General features: G+C 38.8%; 22 protein-coding genes. 8 read left to right on the forward strand and 14 right to left on the reverse strand.

The features are described from left to right. Nucleotides 1–5 precede the first annotated feature (5 nt). Both NC797_RS01860 and NC797_RS01865 read right to left on the reverse strand, forming a co-directional pair. Nucleotides 6–956 carry a sugar kinase gene (locus NC797_RS01860; protein WP_272434924.1) on the reverse strand — a complete coding sequence of 317 codons (951 nt, stop codon included), beginning with the start codon at nucleotides 954–956 and terminating at the stop codon, nucleotides 6–8. Next, entirely contained in the window at nucleotides 949–1980 is a 1032-nt protein-coding gene (locus NC797_RS01865; RefSeq protein WP_272434925.1) for a LacI family DNA-binding transcriptional regulator, read from the reverse strand. The genes NC797_RS01860 and NC797_RS01865 overlap by 8 nt, the downstream gene beginning before the upstream one ends. 276 nt (nucleotides 1981–2256) lie before the next feature. Here NC797_RS01865 and NC797_RS01870 point away from each other — a divergent pair, with 276 nt between their 5' ends. From NC797_RS01870 to NC797_RS01890, 5 genes are all read left to right on the forward strand, one after another. Further along, on the forward strand, nucleotides 2257–2937 hold the full coding sequence (locus tag NC797_RS01870; RefSeq protein ID WP_272434926.1) for a GntR family transcriptional regulator: 681 nt from the start codon (nucleotides 2257–2259) through the stop codon (nucleotides 2935–2937). Nucleotides 2938–2958: 21 nt separating this feature from the next. Beyond that, a complete protein-coding gene (uxuA, locus tag NC797_RS01875) occupies nucleotides 2959–4032 on the forward strand; it encodes a mannonate dehydratase (RefSeq protein ID WP_272434928.1) in 1074 nt (357 codons plus the stop codon). Between the two features lie 3 nt (nucleotides 4033–4035). Then, on the forward strand, nucleotides 4036–4884 hold the full coding sequence (locus tag NC797_RS01880) for an SDR family oxidoreductase (protein WP_272434929.1): 849 nt from the start codon (nucleotides 4036–4038) through the stop codon (nucleotides 4882–4884). Between the two features lie 396 nt (nucleotides 4885–5280). After that, complete coding sequence (locus NC797_RS01885; protein ID WP_272434931.1) at nucleotides 5281–6342, forward strand: YeiH family protein; 1062 nt, start codon at nucleotides 5281–5283, stop codon at nucleotides 6340–6342. Nucleotides 6343–6362: 20 nt separating this feature from the next. Beyond that, nucleotides 6363–7292 carry a selenium metabolism-associated LysR family transcriptional regulator gene (locus NC797_RS01890; RefSeq protein WP_272434932.1) on the forward strand — a complete coding sequence of 310 codons (930 nt, stop codon included), beginning with the start codon at nucleotides 6363–6365 and terminating at the stop codon, nucleotides 7290–7292. 11 nt (nucleotides 7293–7303) lie between these two features. Here NC797_RS01890 and NC797_RS01895 read toward each other — a convergent pair whose 3' ends face one another. After that, nucleotides 7304–7465 carry a hypothetical protein gene (locus tag NC797_RS01895; protein WP_272434933.1) on the reverse strand — a complete coding sequence of 54 codons (162 nt, stop codon included), beginning with the start codon at nucleotides 7463–7465 and terminating at the stop codon, nucleotides 7304–7306. A gap of 52 nt (nucleotides 7466–7517) precedes the next feature. On the opposite strand from NC797_RS01895, the gene NC797_RS01900 reads away from it, so the two are divergent. After that, on the forward strand, nucleotides 7518–7706 hold the full coding sequence (locus tag NC797_RS01900; protein WP_272434935.1) for a hypothetical protein: 189 nt from the start codon (nucleotides 7518–7520) through the stop codon (nucleotides 7704–7706). Between the two features lie 3 nt (nucleotides 7707–7709). After that, nucleotides 7710–7865: a hypothetical protein gene (locus tag NC797_RS01905; protein ID WP_272434936.1), complete on the forward strand. Its 156-nt coding sequence runs from the start codon at nucleotides 7710–7712 to the stop codon at nucleotides 7863–7865. 28 nt (nucleotides 7866–7893) lie between these two features. Here the strand turns inward: NC797_RS01905 and NC797_RS01910 are convergent, their stop codons facing one another. The 9 genes from NC797_RS01910 to NC797_RS01950 form a co-directional block, all read right to left on the reverse strand. Next, complete coding sequence (locus NC797_RS01910) at nucleotides 7894–8655, reverse strand: sugar phosphate isomerase/epimerase family protein (RefSeq protein ID WP_272435217.1); 762 nt, start codon at nucleotides 8653–8655, stop codon at nucleotides 7894–7896. A gap of 18 nt (nucleotides 8656–8673) precedes the next feature. Beyond that, nucleotides 8674–9711 (reverse strand): Gfo/Idh/MocA family protein, encoded by a 1038-nt coding sequence (locus NC797_RS01915; protein WP_272434937.1) that lies wholly within the window; start codon nucleotides 9709–9711, stop codon nucleotides 8674–8676. A 260-nt stretch (nucleotides 9712–9971) separates the two neighbouring features. After that, the gene (locus tag NC797_RS01920) at nucleotides 9972–10940 is read right to left on the reverse strand and encodes a sugar phosphate isomerase/epimerase family protein (RefSeq protein WP_272434939.1); all 969 of its coding nucleotides are present in this window, start codon (nucleotides 10938–10940) and stop codon (nucleotides 9972–9974) included. 21 nt (nucleotides 10941–10961) lie between these two features. Further along, nucleotides 10962–11987, reverse strand: a complete 1026-nt coding sequence (locus NC797_RS01925; protein WP_272434940.1) for a Gfo/Idh/MocA family protein — start codon at nucleotides 11985–11987, stop codon at nucleotides 10962–10964. Between the two features lie 21 nt (nucleotides 11988–12008). Continuing rightward, a complete protein-coding gene (locus tag NC797_RS01930; RefSeq protein ID WP_272434941.1) occupies nucleotides 12009–12728 on the reverse strand; it encodes a ThuA domain-containing protein in 720 nt (239 codons plus the stop codon). 30 nt (nucleotides 12729–12758) lie between these two features. Further along, nucleotides 12759–13580, reverse strand: a complete 822-nt coding sequence (locus NC797_RS01935) for a carbohydrate ABC transporter permease (RefSeq protein WP_272434942.1) — start codon at nucleotides 13578–13580, stop codon at nucleotides 12759–12761. A gap of 10 nt (nucleotides 13581–13590) precedes the next feature. Beyond that, entirely contained in the window at nucleotides 13591–14943 is a 1353-nt protein-coding gene (locus NC797_RS01940) for a carbohydrate ABC transporter permease (protein ID WP_272435218.1), read from the reverse strand. Between the two features lie 129 nt (nucleotides 14944–15072). Continuing rightward, complete coding sequence (locus NC797_RS01945) at nucleotides 15073–16413, reverse strand: ABC transporter substrate-binding protein (RefSeq protein WP_417168670.1); 1341 nt, start codon at nucleotides 16411–16413, stop codon at nucleotides 15073–15075. A gap of 509 nt (nucleotides 16414–16922) precedes the next feature. Further along, on the reverse strand, nucleotides 16923–17906 hold the full coding sequence (locus tag NC797_RS01950) for a LacI family DNA-binding transcriptional regulator (protein ID WP_272434943.1): 984 nt from the start codon (nucleotides 17904–17906) through the stop codon (nucleotides 16923–16925). A gap of 158 nt (nucleotides 17907–18064) precedes the next feature. Here NC797_RS01950 and NC797_RS01955 point away from each other — a divergent pair, with 158 nt between their 5' ends. Next, the gene (locus NC797_RS01955) at nucleotides 18065–18820 is read left to right on the forward strand and encodes an SDR family oxidoreductase (RefSeq protein WP_272434944.1); all 756 of its coding nucleotides are present in this window, start codon (nucleotides 18065–18067) and stop codon (nucleotides 18818–18820) included. 405 nt (nucleotides 18821–19225) lie between these two features. On the opposite strand, the gene NC797_RS01960 is transcribed toward NC797_RS01955, so the two are convergent. Further along, nucleotides 19226–20542, reverse strand: a complete 1317-nt coding sequence (locus NC797_RS01960; RefSeq protein WP_465250244.1) for a YifB family Mg chelatase-like AAA ATPase — start codon at nucleotides 20540–20542, stop codon at nucleotides 19226–19228. Then, on the reverse strand, nucleotides 20497–20679 hold the full coding sequence (locus tag NC797_RS18505; protein ID WP_465250245.1) for a hypothetical protein: 183 nt from the start codon (nucleotides 20677–20679) through the stop codon (nucleotides 20497–20499). Before NC797_RS18505 ends, NC797_RS01960 begins: the two co-directional genes overlap by 46 nt. Nucleotides 20680–20727: the final 48 nt, after the last annotated feature.

A 20727-nucleotide genomic window follows, 5' to 3' on the forward strand; every position in this document is an offset into this window, starting at 1 on the left:
ATCCCCTACCTTTCCACTATCTTTTTATCTTCTAATTTGTTTAATGCTTCACTCAAATATGGTAATCCTTCGTTATCCCCAACCACTTCTACAACCATTGAACCGATTACATTTGCAAATTTAAGAATTTTTTCAGGACTCCAGTCTTGCAATAAACCATAAATTGCACCCACATCAAAGCCATCACCAGCACCCACTGTATCAACCGCTTTAACGTTCTCTCTTGCTGGTTCATTATACAGATGACTATTCGTCCATAACGTTGCACCTTCCTCACCCTTTTTTATAAACAGGTGAGAAATAGAATATTTCTTAGCGAGATCAATGACTTCATTTAAATCCGTTGTGCCAAATAATAGCTCAGCTTCTTCCATCCCAGTTAATAGATAATCTACATGTCTCATCCATCTTAAAAGGGTTGTTTTTGCCTTTTCCTCAGACCAAAGCTTTAATCGTATATTTGGATCCAGCGAAATCTTTACGTTATGTTTCTTTGCTAATTGAATCGCTCTATCTACTGTTTCGATATTTTGATCATTAACAGCGGGGAATACTCCAGTAACATGAAGTAACCGTGCCTGCTCAAAAAAGTTTTCTTCTAGTGATTCAGCAGTTAGTTTCAATGTAGGTGACTTTTGTCGATAATAAAAAGTTTTCGAAGATCCATCAGCATGTATTTCCTTAAAGTTAATGGAAGTTGGAAAGTCTTCTATTAACTCCACTTCACTTATATCTATCCCTTCACCACGGGCAAAGTTGTAAATGAACCTTCCAAATTCGTCTTGTCCTAATCGAGTTATCCAGCCTGTTTTCAATCCTAGCCTGGCACAACCAATTGCTACATTGAATTCGGCCCCTCCTACCTTTCTTGTAAAGGAGTCTACAAAGCGCATTGGCCCTGTGCTACTTGGATCAAACGTGATCATAGCATCGCCTATTGTTACGACATCATTCATTTGTAACACCTTCTTTCTGTGTTGAATTACGGACAATTAATGTTGGTTTATAACGATGTATAAATGAATGTTGATTATCTACTTTATTATTAATCTTGTTTAAAAGTATAGTAGCTGTTTCTTTTCCCATTTGAAACGTTGGCTGCGCTACTGTCGTCAGTGGAGGGTTATGAATCTGACTAAAAGACACCTCATCAATAGTAATTAGCCCAACATCCTTCCCAATCTCAATATTGTTCTCAAAGGTATACTTCAAAATTTCCATTAACGTAAGGTCATTCCCTGAAATAATGGCATCCGGAGGTTCCCTTAATGAGAAAATTTCATTAATACCTTCTCCAAGCTGTGTAATGTCCATTGCTTTTATATAATCCAAATGAATAGGTAAACCATTTGATTCTAACGCTTTTTTATAACCATTTATACGTTCTACTCTCGGAGTAATATTTTCTATTATAGATGTAGTAACAATGGATATTCGCTCATATCCATTTTCTATTAAGTGATTAACTGCAATTCTAGAAGCCGTTTCATTATCTAGTAAAACGGTATCAATTGGTAAGCCTTCTACCAACCTATCCAAAAAAACGATTGGAAAATTTTCATCAACTAGTTTTTCATAAATGTCTGAGTTCCTCCTTATTGGAACGACTATAAGACCATCTACTTGTTTTGCTAGTAAGGTTTCAATATATATTCGTTCTTTCTCAGGATTGTCATCTGCATTGCAGATAATGGTAGATATTCCATTTTTGTGACAAACATTTTCGATCGCTCTGATTACTTGTGTGGAGAACTCATGTAAAATGTTCGCTACAATAATCCCGATTGTCGAAGTGGTCTTTTTCTTTAAGCTTCTGGCCACTACGTTAGGTTGATAATCTAATTCCTTTATCGCTTTTTCAATTCTGGTTCGGGTTTTTATCCCCATGTACTCAAACCGTCCATTTAAAAATTGCGATACTGTACTTTTAGATACTTCTGCTTTTTTTGCTACATCTGCAATTGTTATTCTCAGTGTCATGACCTTCTCCTTATGACTAAATCGGTTTAGTAAATCGATTTAGTAAGAGTATAGTACATGTGTAAGCGGTTTACAACACCTTTTTAAAATTATTTAGATTTTTTATTATCCGAAAGAAAGCGGATACTTACTTCCCGTAATGATTTACTTTTAAAGATTAAGTTTAATTTAGTTAAAAGGTTTAGTTAAATAGATTGAACTATTTGAGATTTTCCATTATTATTTAACTACCATATTAGTATGATTAGTATTGTGTAACTAGAAGGTGGTGAGTGAATGACCGTTTTTGATCATTCTGATAGGAAAAGGTCTGTAGGAGAATCCACATACAAGACACTTAAACAACAAATACTCGACCTTACACTACCTCCAGGTACAAAACTTTCTGAAAAAAATATTGCGGAAAATCTGAATGTAAGTAGAACACCGGTTAGAGAAGCTTTTTTAAAGTTAGCCAGTGACGAACTAATAGAGGTGTATCCGCAGGTTAGATCAGAAGTTTCAAAAATTGACCTTGAACATGTCGAGGAAGCAAGATTTGTTCGAGAAAATATTGAAAGAGGGATCGTTAGACTGGCCTGCCATGTTTTTCCTGATGAGTACACTATGCAATTAGAAACCAATATCACAATGCAAGAATTCTATGAAAACAAGCAAGATTATGAAAATTTTTATAAATTAGATGATACCTTTCATCAAATCCTGTTTGTAGGAACGAATAAAAAAAGAACATGGCATATGCTCCAGCAAATGAGTACACACTTTAATAGACTTAGGTTATTACGTCTTACTTCAGACTTAACATTAGATGTACTGATAATCCAGCACAGAAAGATACTTCAATTGTTAAAAAATAAAGATGAACAGAGTGTTGATGAGGTAGTGGCAGAACATTTAAATTTAGCAGTTGTTGAAAAAGAAGTGTTAATTAAGCAATATCCAACTTATTTTAAATAAGCATAGGGAGGAAACGAATTTATGAGAATGGTTTTTAGATGGTTTGGTGAAGGAAATGACCAAGTACCATTACAGCACATTAAACAAATTCCAGGTGTTGAAGGGATTGTTTGGGCTTTACATGACATACCTGCGGGTGAACCGTGGCCAACAGATAGAATTAAAGAAGTAAAGCAACAAGCGGATCAATTTGGATTCCATATCGATGTAGTAGAAAGCGTAAACATCCACGAGGATATAAAATTAGGTTTACCTACCAGGGACAAGTATATTAAACATTACATAACAACTATTAAGAGATTGGCTGAAGTAGGTGTAAAAGTAGTTTGCTATAATTTCATGCCCGTTTTTGATTGGACTCGTACAGAACTTTTTGAAAAGCTTGGGGACGGATCAACAGCCCTATTTTTTGATAACGAAAAAATAAAAGACATTGATCCTATGGAATTAGTAGAAAAAATTTCGAGCAATACTTCTGTTACAATGCCTGGTTGGGAACCAGAAAGATTAAAATCTTTAGCGAAACTGTTTGAACAATATGAACATGTAACCGAAGAAAATTTATGGAGTAATCTACAGTACTTTTTAGAAAAAGTTATACCTGTTGCAGAACAGCACGATGTGAAACTTGCGATTCATCCGGATGATCCACCATGGTCTGTGTTTGGGCTCCCCAGAATCATGAAAAATAGAGATGACGTTGAACGATTATTAAATTTGGTATCTAACCCATACAACGGACTTACCATGTGTAGTGGCGCCTTTGGTGCAGATCCAAAAAATAATGTGCCAGACATGGTTAATGAGTTTATCGATAGAATTCATTTTGCACACATTCGCAACGTAAAAAACAAAGGGAATAAAAGTTTTATAGAAACATCCCATCGTGCCTCAGATGGTTCTGTTGATATATGCGATGTAGTAAAAGCTTATCATGAAAACGGATTTACCGGATATGCACGACCAGATCATGGACGTCATATATGGGATGAAAAATGCCGTCCTGGATACGGCCTCTATGACCGTGCGCTTGGAATTATGTACTTATGGGGAATCTGGGATTCATTAGAAAGATCAAAGAAAGTGGAGGCATAAAAAATGTTATCGACAAATCCTAATTTAGCCGGTAAAGTAGCGATCATAACAGGTGGTAGTGGCGTATTATGTGGGGCAATGGCTAGAGAACTTGGGAAACAAAAGGTGAAAGTGGCCATCTTAAATAGAACGATTAAATCGGGTAAAAAAGTTGAACAGGACATTATAGAGGCAGGTGGAGAAGCATTAGCCATTTCATGTGATGTATTAGATAAAGAAAGTGTAGAAGCTGCTGAAAGAGAGATTATGGTAAAGCTCGGCGCTTGTGACATTTTGATTAATGGTGCTGGCGGAAACCATCCGAATGGCTCTACTACTAACGAGATACTTCAGCAAGAAGACCTACAAAACGGCGATCTAAACACTTTCTTTGATTTAACGAAAGAAGGATTTCAGCACGTGTTTAATTTAAACTTAATTGGTACGATCATACCGACACAAGTTTTTTCAAAACATATGGTAAATAAAAAAGGAGCAACTGTGATTAACATCTCTTCAATGAGCGCCTACTCTCCGATGACAAAAGTTCCTGCATATAGTGCAGCAAAATCAGGCATTAATAACTTTACCCAGTGGCTAGCAGTCCACATGGCCGAAGTCGGGATTAGAGTGAATGCAATCGCTCCTGGATTCTTTCTAACGGAACAAAACAGAGGCCTGTTAACTAACGAGGATGGCTCTCTTACTGAACGTTCCCATAAAATAATCTCTCAAACACCGATGAAACGATTTGGTAATCCAGAAGATTTGCTAGGAACCCTATTATGGCTTGTAGACGATAACATGTCAGAGTTTATAACTGGTATTACCATACCTATCGATGGTGGATTTATGGCGTATTCTGGCGTATAAGCAAAAAAAGGAAGTAAGGATTGTCAAATGAGCTAAATCTTACTTCCTTTTTTGCGTATATTATTCCAGCGAATTACCTTTTCAATATTTTCATCAACATCATAACTTATTACTTTCTTTGTCGTACTCTAAAGCATAATAAGGTTTGCAAGGATCCCTGTAAGATCTCTTTTTCATACTCCTATTTATAAGTACATCACTTATACACACACATTATTAGCATAATTGCTAATAATTACTACAGTATTCACCCAAACATCATCACTCCCCCAAATCAAAAATAGGAATTAAACTCACATATCAACATTCCTAATAAACCATATAAAAAACGCTTATAATTTTAACCCCTTTTTCTGTGGTAAGGTGGAAATATCAGACCACAGAGGAGGAAACAGGTTGGAGGAAGCGAAAAGGGAAATTAGAACAAATCAACCGATACCTTTATTTACAAACGTTTCAAAGAAATATATGAAAGGCTTAGCAAGAGGACTCGTGTTGACTTTACTTCTAACAATTATTGCGAGCCAGATTATAAAACTACCTTTCTTTTCCATAATGGGGATCATGATTATATCTATCCTGTTAGGTATGTGTTGGAAAAGCTTAATGGGGGTTCAAGTAGGGGCAGATATCGGAATCGGAGTAAGTAGTAAATACTTATTAAGGCTTGGAATCATCCTCATGGGGCTTAGGTTAAACCTTCAACAAATTCTAGATGCGGGCGTATCTATTATTTTGATCGACTCCATAGTCATTGTGTTCACATTAGTTGTCATGATCTATTTAGGACGCGTTTTAAAACTGGATAGACATATGTCTACTCTCATCGCTGTTGGAACAGCAGTTTGTGGAGCAGCTGCGATTGTTGCTGTTTCATCTGTTATTAAAGGGAAAAAGCAACACACTGCACTCGCTGTTGCATGTATCGCCATATTGGGTACAGTTGGAGCATTAGCCTATATACTTATTTTTCCATTTCTAGATATAAACCCCGAAACTTATGGCGTTTTAGTTGGAGCAACCTTACAGGAAATTGCCCATGTCATCGCTGCTGCTGTACCAGGAGGTGTGGAAGGTATGGATGCTGCCATCATGACGAAATTAGGCAGGGTTGCCTTACTGATCCCGGTGGCACTCGTGTTTGGTTATCTTTTTTCGGAAAAAGATAGTGACAAAAGTGACTCTCTTCTAAACAAATTAAAAGGCCTACCAATTCCATGGTTTATTTTAGGTTTTTTAGGGATGAGTATGGTGAATACCTTTGCGTTACTTCCAACGGACTTAAGCGATTTCCTTGTTGAGACAAGTGTGTATCTATTAGCGATGGCAATGGCTGGACTTGGTCTAGGTATTAATTTCAGCGACTTTAAGCAAGTAGGAATGAAACCTATATTAGTTGGTGTTATTGGGTTTGTTGCACTTGCAGGAATTGGCCCGTTGTTGCTATTATTACTTTAGACTATTAAGGAGGTTACGAGGTGAACCTAGAGCATCTGAAAGTTTTTTACACGGCTGCAACGAAAAGAAATTTTTCAGAAACAGCTAAAATACTACATCTATCGCAACCATCCGTCAGCTTACAAATTCGACAGCTAGAGGAACACCTCAATATCAAATTATTTGAACGGACGACGAAAAAAATTGCTTTGACCCCTGCAGGAGAATTGCTGTACCAATATGCGGAGAAAATAATCAGGCTTGTCCATAAAACGGAGAAGGAAATTGAAATTTTGTCAGAATCCATCCACGGAGAACTGCACGTTGGTGCCAGTCTCACGGTTGGGGAGCATGTATTGCCATATGTGTTAGGTGAATATATTAAGGAATTCCCTAATGTCGATATAAAACTAAAAATCTTAAACTCCGAGCAGATCATTGAACATTTAAAAAACGGTATTATCAATCTAGGTTTCATCGAATCGATGATTTCCTACCCTGACCTTACGCAGAAACCATTTCTAGAAGATGAACTCGTCATCATTGCCCCTAGCTCCTATGCAGATATTCTTATTGGAGAAAATGATGTCATCGAACCAAATGATGTTTTCTCCCTTCCGATCATACTGAGAGAGAAAGGCTCTGGTACACGTCAGGTCGTAGAAGAGCATTTGCGAAAAAACGGTATGGATCCTGACAGACTAAATGTGATCCTAGAGTTAGAAAATACCGAGTCCATAAAATCTGCAGTTGAATCTGGGATGGGCGTATCCATTATATCCAAGTCCGCCATTCGTAAGGAACTAAAGCTAAAGACGTTACGCGCTATTTCAATCGAAGGTATAAAGCTAACTCGCTATTTTTACTTCGTATATGATGAGATGAACATCACCCTTCCTAGTGAATCTTTTATTTCTTTTATTACAAAATATTTTAGTAGTGGTCAAGGGATTCTGGGGTTAGATAATTAAGTTCATTCTACCTAACCTCGAATAAATCCACCCTTACGCCACACTGGAACGACATCGTATACTGCCTCTTTAGATGCAAAAGTCGTATGCCCAAATAATGAATGGAAATCCAAATCATTTTTTAACACCCACATCCCAACAGATGAAACAAGCGCGCTTAGATAAATAGCCACCAATCACACCCGCCCAAAATCAACATATCCTTATTAAAAGGGGTGTGTTATTATGCAACGATTCATCCGTAAACTATCCAATATGGCTTTTTTCTTTTTCACCTTTGTTATTGGTTTTATACTCTTTGTCATATGGCTCATCTTTGTCACACCAATGATCGGGCTAAAAACAACGGTGATTCTACTCGTTTTGATATTGATTGGATACCTTATTGACATGTACTTCAAGATGAGAAGATAAACGGTGGGATGTGTAGACGTTGTTATTACAGACATTTCCGAATCTGGAACCATTGATATCCAATCCTTTAGCAAATCCCCTAAATACAAGTACCTAGAGGATTTATTTGAGTCGTCGTTATTGGGTAATCAGTTGTTTAGAAGGGATAATACTGCATAAATGCAAGGTTCTGGCCTCATTAACTACACTACCCTACTAATTTTCTCAGGTTTGTAATATTTATTTGCGCGCTTTCTAGTGTATCTTTGTCAAAGTGTTCTTGTTCCACTATTAACCATGGAATGCTCATTTTCTTGGCCTTCGTTAATATCGATTGGAGGTCTAACTTCCCTTGGCCAATTTCCGTACTAATTTTATTCCCGTTCCCATCATGTGACATATCTTTTAAGTGTAAGGAAACACATCGGCCCTGGTACTTTTCCATGATGTCTACCGGATTATATCCTCCATGAAGTGCCCAGTAGCAGTCAAGCTCTATCTTCACGTAATTCGAATCTGTCTCGCTACACAAAATATTAAAACCATATTCCCCTGCTTCAAGGTCATGAAATTCAAAGTTATGATTATGGTAACCAAACTGAAACCCTTGTTCCACACACTTTCTGCCAATCTCATTCAGACTTTCGGCAGCTTCCTTAAAACCGTCCACACTGCCATGAAATTCTTTAGGAAGCGAAGGACAAATAATTAAATCATTATCTATCGCATGATTATACGTTAACGTCTCTTCAAGCCTACCGCCTAGCAATTGATCATACGGCATATGACTTCCTGCACTTCCAATCCCTGACTCATCCATCACCCGCTTTACATCTTGAGCGGATGTATCAAAAAAACCTGCAAATTGAACAGCATCATAGCCCATGTCACCAAGTCTACGTATTGTGTTTAGAAAGTTGTCTTTGGTTTTATCACGGACAGAATACAATTGAATCCCTAATTTACTCACCAAATCACCCTCTCCTTTTTAAAATTGCACTGCCTTCCCTGTTTCTGCAGAACGGTAAAGTGCATCGACAATCCGTTGAATAACGGCTCCTTGTTTTGGTGTACTAATTGGTTGTTTACCAGCTAGGCAGCTCTCGACAAAATGCTTGATTTCCTGCTCATGACCACCCACTTGTGGCAAATATGCTGGTGTAATATCTATTAAAGACTGGTGCTTTTCCTGAAAGATTTTTAGTGGAAAAATATCTGCCCCACCTTTGTTACCCATTAATGATACCTGCATGGTTTCTCTCTCCTCCACGTTAGCGGCAAACGCAGTTTCTAACACTAAGGATGCACCATTTTTGAATGTAATCATGCCAACAGCCATGTCCTCTATTGTATAGTTTTCCCAGTCCCAATCACCTAATAGTCCAATACCTTTTTTTGTACCAATTTGTTGGTGCGTTTTACCAAGTACAACATCTGGCTCTGGGTAGCCCATTAAATATAAAGCGGTATCAAGCATATGCACACCGATATCAATTAATGGACCTCCACCTTGTAATTCTTTGTTCGTAAAAACGCCCCAGCCTGGGATTCCGCGACGGCGAATCGCTTGGACCCTAGCAGAATAAATATCGCCTAGCTCCCCGGCGTCAATGAAACGTTTGGCTGCTTGCACATCTGGTGTATGGCGATAGTGAAAACCGTAAGTCAATATTTTTCCAGCGCCTTTAGCAGTGGCAAGCATTTCATTCGCTTCTTCCTCACTCATTGCTGGCGGTTTTTCGCATAATACGTGACATCCGGCTTTTAATGCAGCAACGGTTGCTTCCTTATGAAATTTATTTGGAACACAAATGCTTACGGCATCCAACGTAGTTTGAGCTAACATTTCTTCATAGGAGCCAAAAGCATTTGCAATCTCAAATTGATCAGCAACCTTTTGAGCTCTTTCTGCGTTGACATCAGCTATAGCTACTATTTCTACCTGCTCTTGTTTTAAATAATTCGGAATATGTACTTCTGATGCAATTCCACCTGCACCGATAATACCAACTTTTAGTTTTGTCATGGTATCATTCCTCTCTGATTCTTTGTTAATAGTGCGTGTTCAAAAATCTTCCTTTTTGAACATGTATCATATATGATATTCATGAGACTAGCCGAAAACCCCTCTTGATTAAAATCAAAAGGGGACATATCTAAGCGAACTCGTTTCAGCAAGCTGAAACATCGGGGGAATCAGGTGGAGTCTCGACTCCACCTGATTGGAGATTCCCACCTACGCTTCGCTTAGAGGTGGGGGTCTAAAACCCTAAAACCATTTAAAGATTATACCCACCACATATCTGCAGGTTGTTCTCGAATTAGTACAGCTTTTAAATTTTGGACAGCGCGATCAAACCCTTCGTCAATCGACATAATCGGATCTTCATGCTCAATACTTACTACATGATCATAGCCAAACGTTCTTAGGGCACTCATCATGTTAGACCACTCTTCCAAGCCATGCCCACAACCAACGGAGCGGAAACTCCAAGCCCGTGTTTGAACATTCCCGTATGGCTGCATGTCCGTTAATCCGTACATGTTTACATTATCTTGATCAATAAATGTATCCTTTGCATGGAAGTGATGAATCGCATTCGCCTTTCCTAAAATTTTGATTGCGGCTACTGGGTCAATCCCTTGCCACCAAAGATGACTCGGATCAAGGTTTGCTCCAATTGCATCACACGTTGCTTCACGAAGCTTTAGCATCGTATAAGGTGTATGCACTAAAAAGCCTGCATGAAGCTCCAGCCCAATTTTCACATGTTTGGACTCCGCAACTTTACCTACCTCTTTCCAGTACGGAATGAGCTTTTCTTCCCATTGCCACTTTAAAACATCGGAATACTCATTCGGCCATGGCGAAACTGGCCAGTTCGGATATTTTGCTCCTTCATGATCACCAGCTGTTCCTGAAAAGCAGTTAACGACTGGCACATTTAACAGATTTGCTAGTTCAATTGTTTTCAATAAAACTTCGTGGCTTTCTTTTGCAAATTCCTTATCAGGTGAAAGAGGATTTCCATGACAACTAAATGCGCTAATCGATAAGCCTCTAGACTCAACTGCCTCTAAGTAGCTTTTACGGGCTTCTTCACTATCCAGCAATTTTTCAAGATCACAATGGGTATTTCCGGGATAACCACCCGTTCCTATCTCCACTGAATCCAGTCCTGCATTTTTAACGTGATCAAGCATTTCTTCAAAACTTTTGTCTGCAAATAATACGGTAAAAACGCCTAACTTCATCCAACCTCCCCTTTCCTCTTTCTATAATTGAATATTTTTCTTTTCTTGATGCGATTCTAATGCAGCTAGAATTACCTCTAATGAGCGTTTCCCTTGCTTTCCATCAATCAAGGGTACTTCGTTATTTAGGATGCTTTCGACAAAATGGTCAATAACTCCTGTGTTGGATTGTCCACCTTCGTCATTCGATTGAATTTGTCCTAACTCGTAATTTACGGTTGAACCATCTTTGTATTGGGCAATTAGAGAGTATGTCGGGTCATCCACCAGACGGAGTACTCCTTTTTCCCCGTATATAACAGTTGAATTATCTTCTGCACTAACATAAGCCCAGCTTGCCACAAGTGTGCCAATGATTCCTGATTCTGTTCGCAACAAACAAACAGCGTTATCATCAACATTACTATTTTGTTTCGCATTTGATTCAACAAAAGCGGATACTTCTTTTACTTCTTCTCCTAAAATATAGCGAATCAAGTCAGCCTTATGAACCCCCAAGTCACCTAGTGCACCGATGAACGCTTCATCTTTCTTAAAGAACCAGCTAGATGCCCCATCGACACTCCACCCTTCTGGCCCGCCATGGCCGAAAGCCGTTCGGAAGCTATATATTCTTCCAAGTTCCCCGTTTGCAATTAGTTCTTTTGCCTTTTGATGCGAGGCAACAAAGCGTTGGTTATGGCCAATCATTAATTTTTTACCTGCTTTTTCTGCTGCTTGAATCATTTGGTCAGCTTCTTCCCTTGAAGTGGCCATTGGCTTTTCACAAAGGACATGCTTGCCAGCTTCTAGTGCAGCAATGGAAACTGGTGCATGCAGATAATTCGGTAAACATACACTAACCGCATCCGCATCACTATCGGCCAACAACTGTTTATAATCGGTATAGGCAGTTCCTCCAAAAGTTGTAGCTGCTGCTTGTGCGCGTTTTTCGACAACATCACAGACAGCAACGATTTCTACTTCCTTGTTTTGGGCATATTCTGGTAAATGGCGGTGGGTAGCAATGCTCCCACAGCCAATTACTCCGATTTTTAACTTAGTCATTTCTATTGTGCTCCTCTCTCATTACTTTTCTGAAATTTTCTCAATTGGCTTGTGATTTCCATAGGTTGGATAGTCTCTATTAACTGGACTTACGTAGTTCACCGCGTTGCTGATAACTTGTTGAACCTCTTTATTATGGTACGTTGGATATGTTTCATGACCAGGTCTAAAATAAAAGATTCTTCCATTTCCTCGGCGATACGTACAACCGGAACGGAACACTTCTCCACCTTCAAACCAACTAACAAATACAAGCTCATCAGGTGCAGGGATGTCAAAATGCTCTCCATACATCTCTTCTTTTTGAAGTTCAATATATTGGCCAATTCCTTCTGCGATTGGATGGGATGGATCAACTACCCATAAGCGTTCACGGTCATCTGCTTCACGCCATTTCAAATCACAAGATGTTCCCATTAATTTCTTGAAAATTTTGGAGAAATGACCTGAGTGAAGAATAATGAGCCCCATTCCTTGTAATACACGTTTATGCACTTTCTCTACAACCTCGTCTGCTACTTCGTCGTGTGCTAAGTGCCCCCACCAAACAAGGACATCTGTTTGATCAAGCACTTCATCTGTTAATCCATGGTTTTCCTCATCTAACGTAGCTGTACCAACCTCTAATCCCTCGGCGCGTAAGAAGCTAGCAATTGCACCATGAATACCTTCCGGATAAATGTCCGCAACTACTGGATTTTTTTGTTCATGTCGATTTTCATTCCATACAGTGACTTTCATGTAAAATCCTCCTTAACAATAAGTTATTTTCTACTCTTTAACCGATCCCGAGGTTAAACCAGAAACAATTCGGCGTTGGAATAAAAGAACAATAATCACAATCGGAATCGTTACAAGAACCGTTGCCGCTGATATATCTCCCCAAGGAATGGAGAATTCGCTTTGATACATCGAAATACCAACTGGCACGGTTCTCCACTTGTCAGAACTATTGATGGTTAAAGAAAATAGATACTCATTCCATGCCGCGATAAAGACAAGTATTCCTGTTGTAAAAACTCCTGGCGTGGCTAATGGAAATATAATCTTTCGAAAGGTCTGAAATGGACTTGCCCCATCTAGCTTTGCTGACTCTTCCAATTCATATGGTATTTTTTGAAAAAATGTTGATAATATCCATATTGATAACGGTAAACTAATCGTAATGTACGGAATTACTAATCCAATATAACTATTTCTTAGGCCTAAACCTGTAATTAGGTTAAACATAGGTGAAATGATTGCAATTTGCGGAAACATGGATGCCGCTAATACAATACCTAAAATAAGCCCTTTACCTTTAATCGGTAATCTTGTCACAGCATAAGATGCAAAGGATGCAAATGTTAAAGACAAGGCAGTCGTCAACGTTGAAACAACGAAACTATTCCACATATATCGGAGTAATGGGCGATTTGTTAATGCTGCATCATAGGAATCAAGCGTAGGGTTCCCCGTAAACCAACGGAATGATGAAAATATTTCCCCAGGTGGTTTTATTGATGTTAAGAATACCCATATAAACGGAAACATAACTAGAAAAACAAAAACTGCTAAAAACGTATAAAATCCAAATCCTGCTCGCTTATTCATTTGGCACCTCCTATTTCGTCCGTCCTGCAAATAAATCGGAACCGATAAGTTTGACATAAATAAAACTTATTAATGCAACACACAAAAATACGATTACAGATAGCACGGATCCTGCACCGAAGTTTTGTTGTGAAAATAAAGTTTCATAAGCGTAAATGGATATCGATTCTGTACCATTTGCTGGACCCCCGCCTGTTAATACGTAAATCAAGTCAAATACACGGAATGCATCGAGTGTTCTAAATAAAAGCGCCACTAGCATGGAGGACTTTAACAACGGCAAAGTAATGTTTAAAAACTGCTGAAATTTGTTAGCGCCGTCCACATTTGATGCTTCATAAAGTGAATTCGGAATCGTTTGTAATCCCGCAAGCAACAGCAAGGCCATATACGGTGTCGTTTTCCAAATATCAGCTAATATTACTGAAAACATCGCACCGTTAGAAGTTGATAGTAACCAGGAAGCACCAGGGATTAAGTTGAACATTTCCAAGTAGTAACCAACGATTCCTGATTGTCCGTCATATAAGAATCCCCACATCATCGCTGATACAGCGGTTGGAATTGCCCATGGGATTAAAACAGATGCACGGACTAACCCTCTTCCTTTAAATGCTCGATTAATTAATAACGCAATACCTAAACCCAAAACGAGTTCAAATGCAATAGATATTGCTGTAAAAAAGGTTGTGTTCCACAACGATTTCCACATACGTTGATCTTTAAAATACTTAACATAGTTTTTAAACCCAACGAAATTAGACTCAAGGATATTTTTTTGCATAGAACCAAGTAATTCCGAAGTCTGGATTAAGCTTTTACTAAGCACTTCGTCATCTGTTGCTTGTGAAAGCTCTGCCAGCTGTTGCTGATAGGTACCCAGCGCTTCACGATAGTCCTCAGCAAAATCATTATCGAGTTTATTGTACTTTAATTCATTATCCGTAACTGGTTTATAATTCATTAGGAGCTCGTCAACTTTAGCAACTTTTTGTTTGATGGTATCATTGCTTAACAGTTGACTATGGTAGTTTTCTACTCCCTCATCTATATCTGTAACAGTCTTTGTCGCTTCCTCACTCTGAACTGTATTTTCCAAATTATCAAGTTGACCTTCCAAATAAAAATAGTTATCAACATAATTTTCTAAATCAATATTTGACCCCAACATTCTTTGCGACCGCGTTGGGTCATTTAACCGGTAATCAAACATACTATTATAAAAAGATTGTGCGACTGGCCACAAAGTTACAATAAAAACTAATAATAAAGAAGGTAAAACAAAAGCATAACCCAATTGTTTTTCATTTAATTGAAAAAAAGATTTTTTGCTAGCCTTTACTGACTTTTCTTTGGAATCCATTTGATTTTTCATTATGTCCCCCCCTCACTTTTCTCTTCTAACGCTCATTCGTCATATAGGCCTCTTGAAACAAAAAGCAAGATGAGATTTGATGCCCACCTTGCTTTAATTGTTTCATTTCAAGAACCGTTACTCACTGATCGCTTCTTCAATTTTTGTTTGCATATTAGCTGCCGCTTCTTCCGGAGTTTGATCACCAGTAAGTGCCTTAGATAGCTCAATTTGCATAATGTCTGAAATAACTGGATAAATCGGTGTTACCGGTCTTGGAACAGCAGATTCTAATACTTTAACGAATTCTGGGTTAGAGAATAGTGGACCAGATTGCTGTACTTCTGGATCATCATAAAGGGCTTTAATAGTAGGAGCACGACCACCATCAACAGCAATAATTTTCTGACCCTCTTCTCCTGTCATAAATTTCACGAATTCCCATGCTTCTTCTGGGTACTCAGAATAACGGTTAATCATAGCCATCCAACCGCCAAGAGCAGCTGCGCTTCCTGCATCACCAGTTGGTAGTGTTGTAATATCTACATTTCCAACTATACTAGATCTTTCTTCATCGTTAGAAGATGCCTGAAGATATGGCCAGTTTCTTGCAAATACCGATTTACCTTGGATCCAAGCATTTTCTGTTTCTGTTTCTTTAAAGTTTAAAATATTTTCTGGTACAAAATCAGAACCTACAATTTCTTTCATTTTTTCAATTGCTTTAATTGTTTCAGGGCTATTTACTACTACATTGTTTTCTTCATCAATTACTTGCCCACCGTAGGAAGCAATAAATTCAATCGCATTCGTAATTAAACCTTCGTATTGTGCTGCTTGCATTAAGTAGCCAAACTCTGTTCCTGCTTCACCTTTTAGCGAGCTTGCCATTTCAATTAATTCATCCCAAGTTTTCGGAGGAGTGTCAACGATATCTGTACGATAGTAAAGGATTCCCGCATCTGTAAACTTAGGCATCGCCCACTGCTTTCCATTAAAGTTGGCTGCTGCAACAGTACCTGGGAAATACTTAGACATATCTACGCCATCTTTTTGGATAAAACGATCTAACTCTAAAGCATAGTTTGCTTGAGCAAATTCTGCAGGCCAAATGACATCCGCATCAAACACATCGACTTCAGAACTTTGTGAGCTGAACATCGTTACGTATTGGTCATGTGATTGTCCTGTATCAGATGGCATTTCACGAAAATCTACTTTTATGTTTGGATTTTGTTCTTCAAACGCATCAATAACTAATTGGGTAGCTCCAGTTGTGTCAACACCTCTAGCATATACAATCGTAACTGGTTCTTCTCCTGCTTCTTCTGTTTCCGTTGATGTTTCAGTATCCTCCGTTGTTGCATCCTCAGACCCTCCGCCTTCCTCTGAAGAAGAGTCACCACTGCTACATGCTACAAGAAAAAACACGAACATTAAAATCAATAAGCTTCCTATTGCACTTTTCCAGAACTTCAACAATAAAACCCCCTTGTTTTTATTGATGTCATGATTACCTCACCATTAGAATGAAGCGATTACATGAAATCGATTACATCTCGTAAACTATTATACAATATGTGAAAGCGTTGTCAACACGAAATGAATTTTTTTGTTTTTTAGTTTTCTATTATCTCCCCTCACCCTATCCCTTCTCAACTAACCCCTTGAAAACAATAGTTATTCTGCTATTTTCAACTAACTTATCCTGTTAATGTTTGTGTTCTCCACACATTACAGAAGTAAAAAAATAAATTTTTAGACAAATAGTTTGAAATCCAAGTAAAAATGTGAAATCGATTTCAACATTACTTAACAAAATAACCGATAAAGTTTTCTATCGGTGCATTTCCACCTTATTTAAGTGAACTCGTTTCAGCAAGTTGAAACATCGGGGAATCAGGTGGAGTCCCAGACTCCACCTGATTGGAAATTCCCACCTACGCTTCGCTTAGAGGGGGGTCTAAAACCCTAACACCATTTAAAGATTAAGTAGACTCGCGAATTACCAGCTCATGGTCCATCACGATACTTTCTACATGCTTCCCTTGGATTTTGTTAATCAACATGGTTGCTGACATACTCCCCATCCGATACATCGGCTGCGCTATCGTCGTCAGTGTGGGATAAGTCATGTTGGAGAAACTTATTTTATCAAAGCCAACAATAGCTATATCATTTGGCACTCTAAGTCCATTCGAATTAATTTCTTTGAGAGCTCCAATCGCAAGAATGTCAGACACGGCAAATACCGCTGTCGGGCGATCGTCTAATTCTAGCAGACTTCTCATTCCTTGTTGTCCATTTTCAAAACCAATATTACCAGCATAATAAATCCGTTGCTTGTTCACTTCAATATCAAATTCACGTAATGCTCGCTCATACCCTAGCCTGCGTTCTCTTGCATACAAAAATTGTTCGTCTGATGTTAGTAAAGCAATTTTTTTGTGTCCGAGTTTTATGAGATGTTTGACAGCGTGATAAGCTGCCAGCTCACTATTAATGGTCACAAAAGGAATGTCAGCACCTTTATCGTATTCACTACACTGTACGATTGGATAGGTTTTAGCAAGCTCAAATAACCTTTCTTTGTTTACGGCTGGATCCATTGAAATTATCCCATCTGCCATCCGATTCTTAACGAGGCTAAAGTATCTCGACTCCCTTTCCGGATTAGAATCCGTTTCGCATAGTAAAATGTTGTACCCGTTCCTTATTGCGGTCTCCTCAATCCCATTAATAATCTCCGTATAATAAGGGTTTGAGACACTAGGAAGTAAAACGAGCAAAAGTTTACTCTCAGAGGTTCTCAAATTACGTCCGAGCATGCTTGGCTCATAGCTTAACTCGCTTATTACCTTTTCTACCTTTATCCTTGTTTTTTCAGTAACACTGCTGTGATTATTTAAGACACGCGAAACAGTCGCAACTGAGACACCTGCTTTTTTTGCAACATCTTGGATATTTGCCACGGAATTTTCCTTCTCTCCGCTAATATTTTGTAAACGATTACATATTTTATCATAGTATTCATTTGAAATTATGTCAATTGAATCTTCTTATTTTAAAGGGAATTACTACATAGAAGTAGAATAATAAACAAAGATACTGACTACACAGGAGAGGTTTTATGAAAATGTTACAAGATAAACTTGCCGTTGTTACAGGTGTTAGTCATGACAAGGGGATTGGTGCGGCCGTTTGTAGAAGGTTTGCTGCTGATGGGCTTGATATTTTCTTTTCGCATTGGAAAGCGGATTCAGATTGGGTTCTGTCATTCAAGAAAGAGCTCATTGAAATCGGTGTACGTGTTGATGACATGGAAATTGATTTATCTATGCGAGATTCATCCACTGTATTACTTGATCAGGTTAACGAAAAACTCGGGAAACCTACTATTCTAGTTAATAATGCTGCGCACTCACTTCGGGACGGCTACAAGCAATTAAATGCACAACTGTTGGATGACCATTATGCTGTAAATATGAGAGCCACATTGCTTCTAAGCGTGGAATTCACAAGACGATTCGAACAATCACCTCTCTCATTTGGTCGAATCATTAACTTGACTTCAGGGCAAGCAAAAGGTCCAATGCTGGAAGAGCTTGCGTATGGCGCAACAAAAGGGGCTGTTTCTGCATTTACTTTGTCGTTGTCTGCTGAGGTTGCCCATCTTGGTATAACTGTAAACGCAGTAAATCCTGGTCCAACGGATACAGGGTGGATGACTGAAGAGGTGAAAAAAGAACTAAAGCCTAAGTTTTTGTCAGGTCGAGTTGGAGTACCAGAAGATGCTGCTAAACTTGTCTCTTTTTTAGCGAGTGAGGATGCTGGATGGGTGACCGGGCAAGTTATTGACTCGGAAGGAGCATTTTTAAGAAGCTAGATAAGGTGGGGCCTGACAACTCCCATGGCTAAAGCAGTGGGGTTCTAGGGTACTTGCAAGCTTCTCAATGGTGTCCTTATCTTTCCTGCAGAAAGAGTTTCCACCAAAGCACTGACTTGCGTTCCCCTAAATCATTAACGGACGTATTGCGTGTAGCAAGGCACTTCTCTCAACAAGCCTAGAAAGACTCTTGATGTGCTTTTCGTTCCGACTTCTATTGGGCGTTGTCACGACCAATCAGGTTTGTGTTTATGCGACAAACCAACGCAATGTTTTACTTGGTGATTGTTTTAGTCGTGCAATCTCAAGATGATGCAATTCAACAAAGTTATTCCATTGTGCGTTGCATAAATCCACATCAATCAACTGTTAGTCTCCTTCTGTACTCGCTTCTTCATCTAATCGTTACTTTTTTATTTTTCCTATATGGTGGCGCCTCATCGCCATTGCTTCCCACAAGGCTTCATTCGTTACATCCACCTCTCCATTCAAGTCGGAAATGGTACGGGCTATTCGAATGACCTTCATTTGAACCCTCGTACTCCAGTTTTGATTACTTGACCATTGTTGCAACATCTTCTGTTGGTCAAAATCTAGTTGACAACTTTCTAAAATAACCTCTGACGGTACAACAGCATTTGAATTTGCACTTCCATATCTGTCATATTGTCTTTGACGTGCAGCTACCACTCTACATCGAATTGTTGCCGATGATTCATTTTGTCCAAGTGAATCTTTGTTTAAAGAAACAGCTTGGAGAGACAGTGACAGATCCATCCAGTCTTGGATTGGACCAGAAACACGGTTCGTATAAGATGTTATTTGTTTTGGTGTACATGTGCAATAGAAATGTCTAGACCCTAGATAACCACACGGACAAGGGTTCATTGCACTAATCAGAATAAATCGGGATGGATAAGTGACCGTCGAAGCAGCACGACTAATTGTTACCTTTCCTGTTTCAATAGGTTGACGCAACATGTCTAAAGTTCGCTTTGGAAACAACTCCGCCATCTCATCCAAAAATAACACACCATGATGAGCAAGTGATATTTCTCCAGGCTTTGGATGAGACCCCCCGCCAATTAGTGATACTGCTGATGAAGAATGATGTGGATTACGAAAAGGTGGCAAATGAAAGGTATCATAGAATACTCCAGATAATTGGTAAATGCTCATGACTTCCAATTGCGCCTCATTGGTTAAGAAGGGTAAAATAGATGGAAATGATTCGGCAAGTAGACTTTCCCCACAACCTGGAGGCCCCGACATAAAGACATTATGTCCTCCTGCAGCCGAAATTTCTAAGGCTCTTTTAGCTTGTTTGTGTCCAATAATATGTTTGAAATCTTTATCGTAGGTGGCGCTAGGTGAGGTGAATTGCTTTGAAAAAGGCGGAGAAACAAAAATATGTTGATCTGAAAACGAATCGATCACTTCACGAAGCGAACGTACAAAGCGGAGTTCCATGCCCTCAATATGTTCAATTGGAAAGTCATCCATCCAAGGCAGGTATAGAATTCTGGTTTGTTCTTTCTTTGCCCCAAAAACCGCCGGAAGCATGCCACTAACAGGTTTTATTGTTCCATCAAGAGATAGAACGCCAAGAAAAGCTGCATCAACTGGTATCGGATCGCGAATTACACCTACCTCTTTCATGACACCAATTGCCATAGCTAAATCAAAAATCGGACTGTTCTTTCGCTGCTCTGATGGTGACAAGTTGATGATGACTTTCTTTCCTTTAATCCAACAATACGAACACCCTCTACACCATGAAGTAATTGTAATTGCACTTCCACTTTTACTTTGTATCCTTCCATCCCTTTTAAACCTATACTTGATACAACTGTCGCCAATAGAATATCCCTCCCAACACGATCTAGAACATTTGTTCTAACTATCTA

Origin of the sequence: Terrihalobacillus insolitus, assembly GCF_028416575.1 — a bacterium.
GTDB classification, from domain to species: Bacteria; Bacillota; Bacilli; order Bacillales; family Amphibacillaceae; genus Terrihalobacillus; species Terrihalobacillus insolitus.

Excerpts from the sequence above, each read along its gene's own strand:
- NC797_RS01920 (WP_272434939.1), bottom strand. The coding sequence starts at position 10,940 with ATGAAGTTAGGCGTTTTTACCGTATTATTTGCAGACAAAAGTTTTGAA.
- NC797_RS01935 (WP_272434942.1), bottom strand. The coding sequence starts at position 13,580 with ATGAATAAGCGAGCAGGATTTGGATTTTATACGTTTTTAGCAGTTTTT.
- NC797_RS01955 (WP_272434944.1), top strand. The coding sequence starts at position 18,065 with ATGAAAATGTTACAAGATAAACTTGCCGTTGTTACAGGTGTTAGTCAT.
- NC797_RS01940 (WP_272435218.1), bottom strand. The coding sequence starts at position 14,943 with ATGGATTCCAAAGAAAAGTCAGTAAAGGCTAGCAAAAAATCTTTTTTT.
- NC797_RS01900 (WP_272434935.1), top strand. The coding sequence starts at position 7,518 with ATGCAACGATTCATCCGTAAACTATCCAATATGGCTTTTTTCTTTTTC.
- NC797_RS01880 (WP_272434929.1), top strand. The coding sequence starts at position 4,036 with ATGTTATCGACAAATCCTAATTTAGCCGGTAAAGTAGCGATCATAACA.
- NC797_RS01930 (WP_272434941.1), bottom strand. The coding sequence starts at position 12,728 with ATGAAAGTCACTGTATGGAATGAAAATCGACATGAACAAAAAAATCCA.
- uxuA (WP_272434928.1), top strand. The coding sequence starts at position 2,959 with ATGAGAATGGTTTTTAGATGGTTTGGTGAAGGAAATGACCAAGTACCA.
- NC797_RS01860 (WP_272434924.1), bottom strand. The coding sequence starts at position 956 with ATGAATGATGTCGTAACAATAGGCGATGCTATGATCACGTTTGATCCA.
- NC797_RS01925 (WP_272434940.1), bottom strand. The coding sequence starts at position 11,987 with ATGACTAAGTTAAAAATCGGAGTAATTGGCTGTGGGAGCATTGCTACC.
- NC797_RS01865 (WP_272434925.1), bottom strand. The coding sequence starts at position 1,980 with ATGACACTGAGAATAACAATTGCAGATGTAGCAAAAAAAGCAGAAGTA.
- NC797_RS01915 (WP_272434937.1), bottom strand. The coding sequence starts at position 9,711 with ATGACAAAACTAAAAGTTGGTATTATCGGTGCAGGTGGAATTGCATCA.
- NC797_RS01870 (WP_272434926.1), top strand. The coding sequence starts at position 2,257 with ATGACCGTTTTTGATCATTCTGATAGGAAAAGGTCTGTAGGAGAATCC.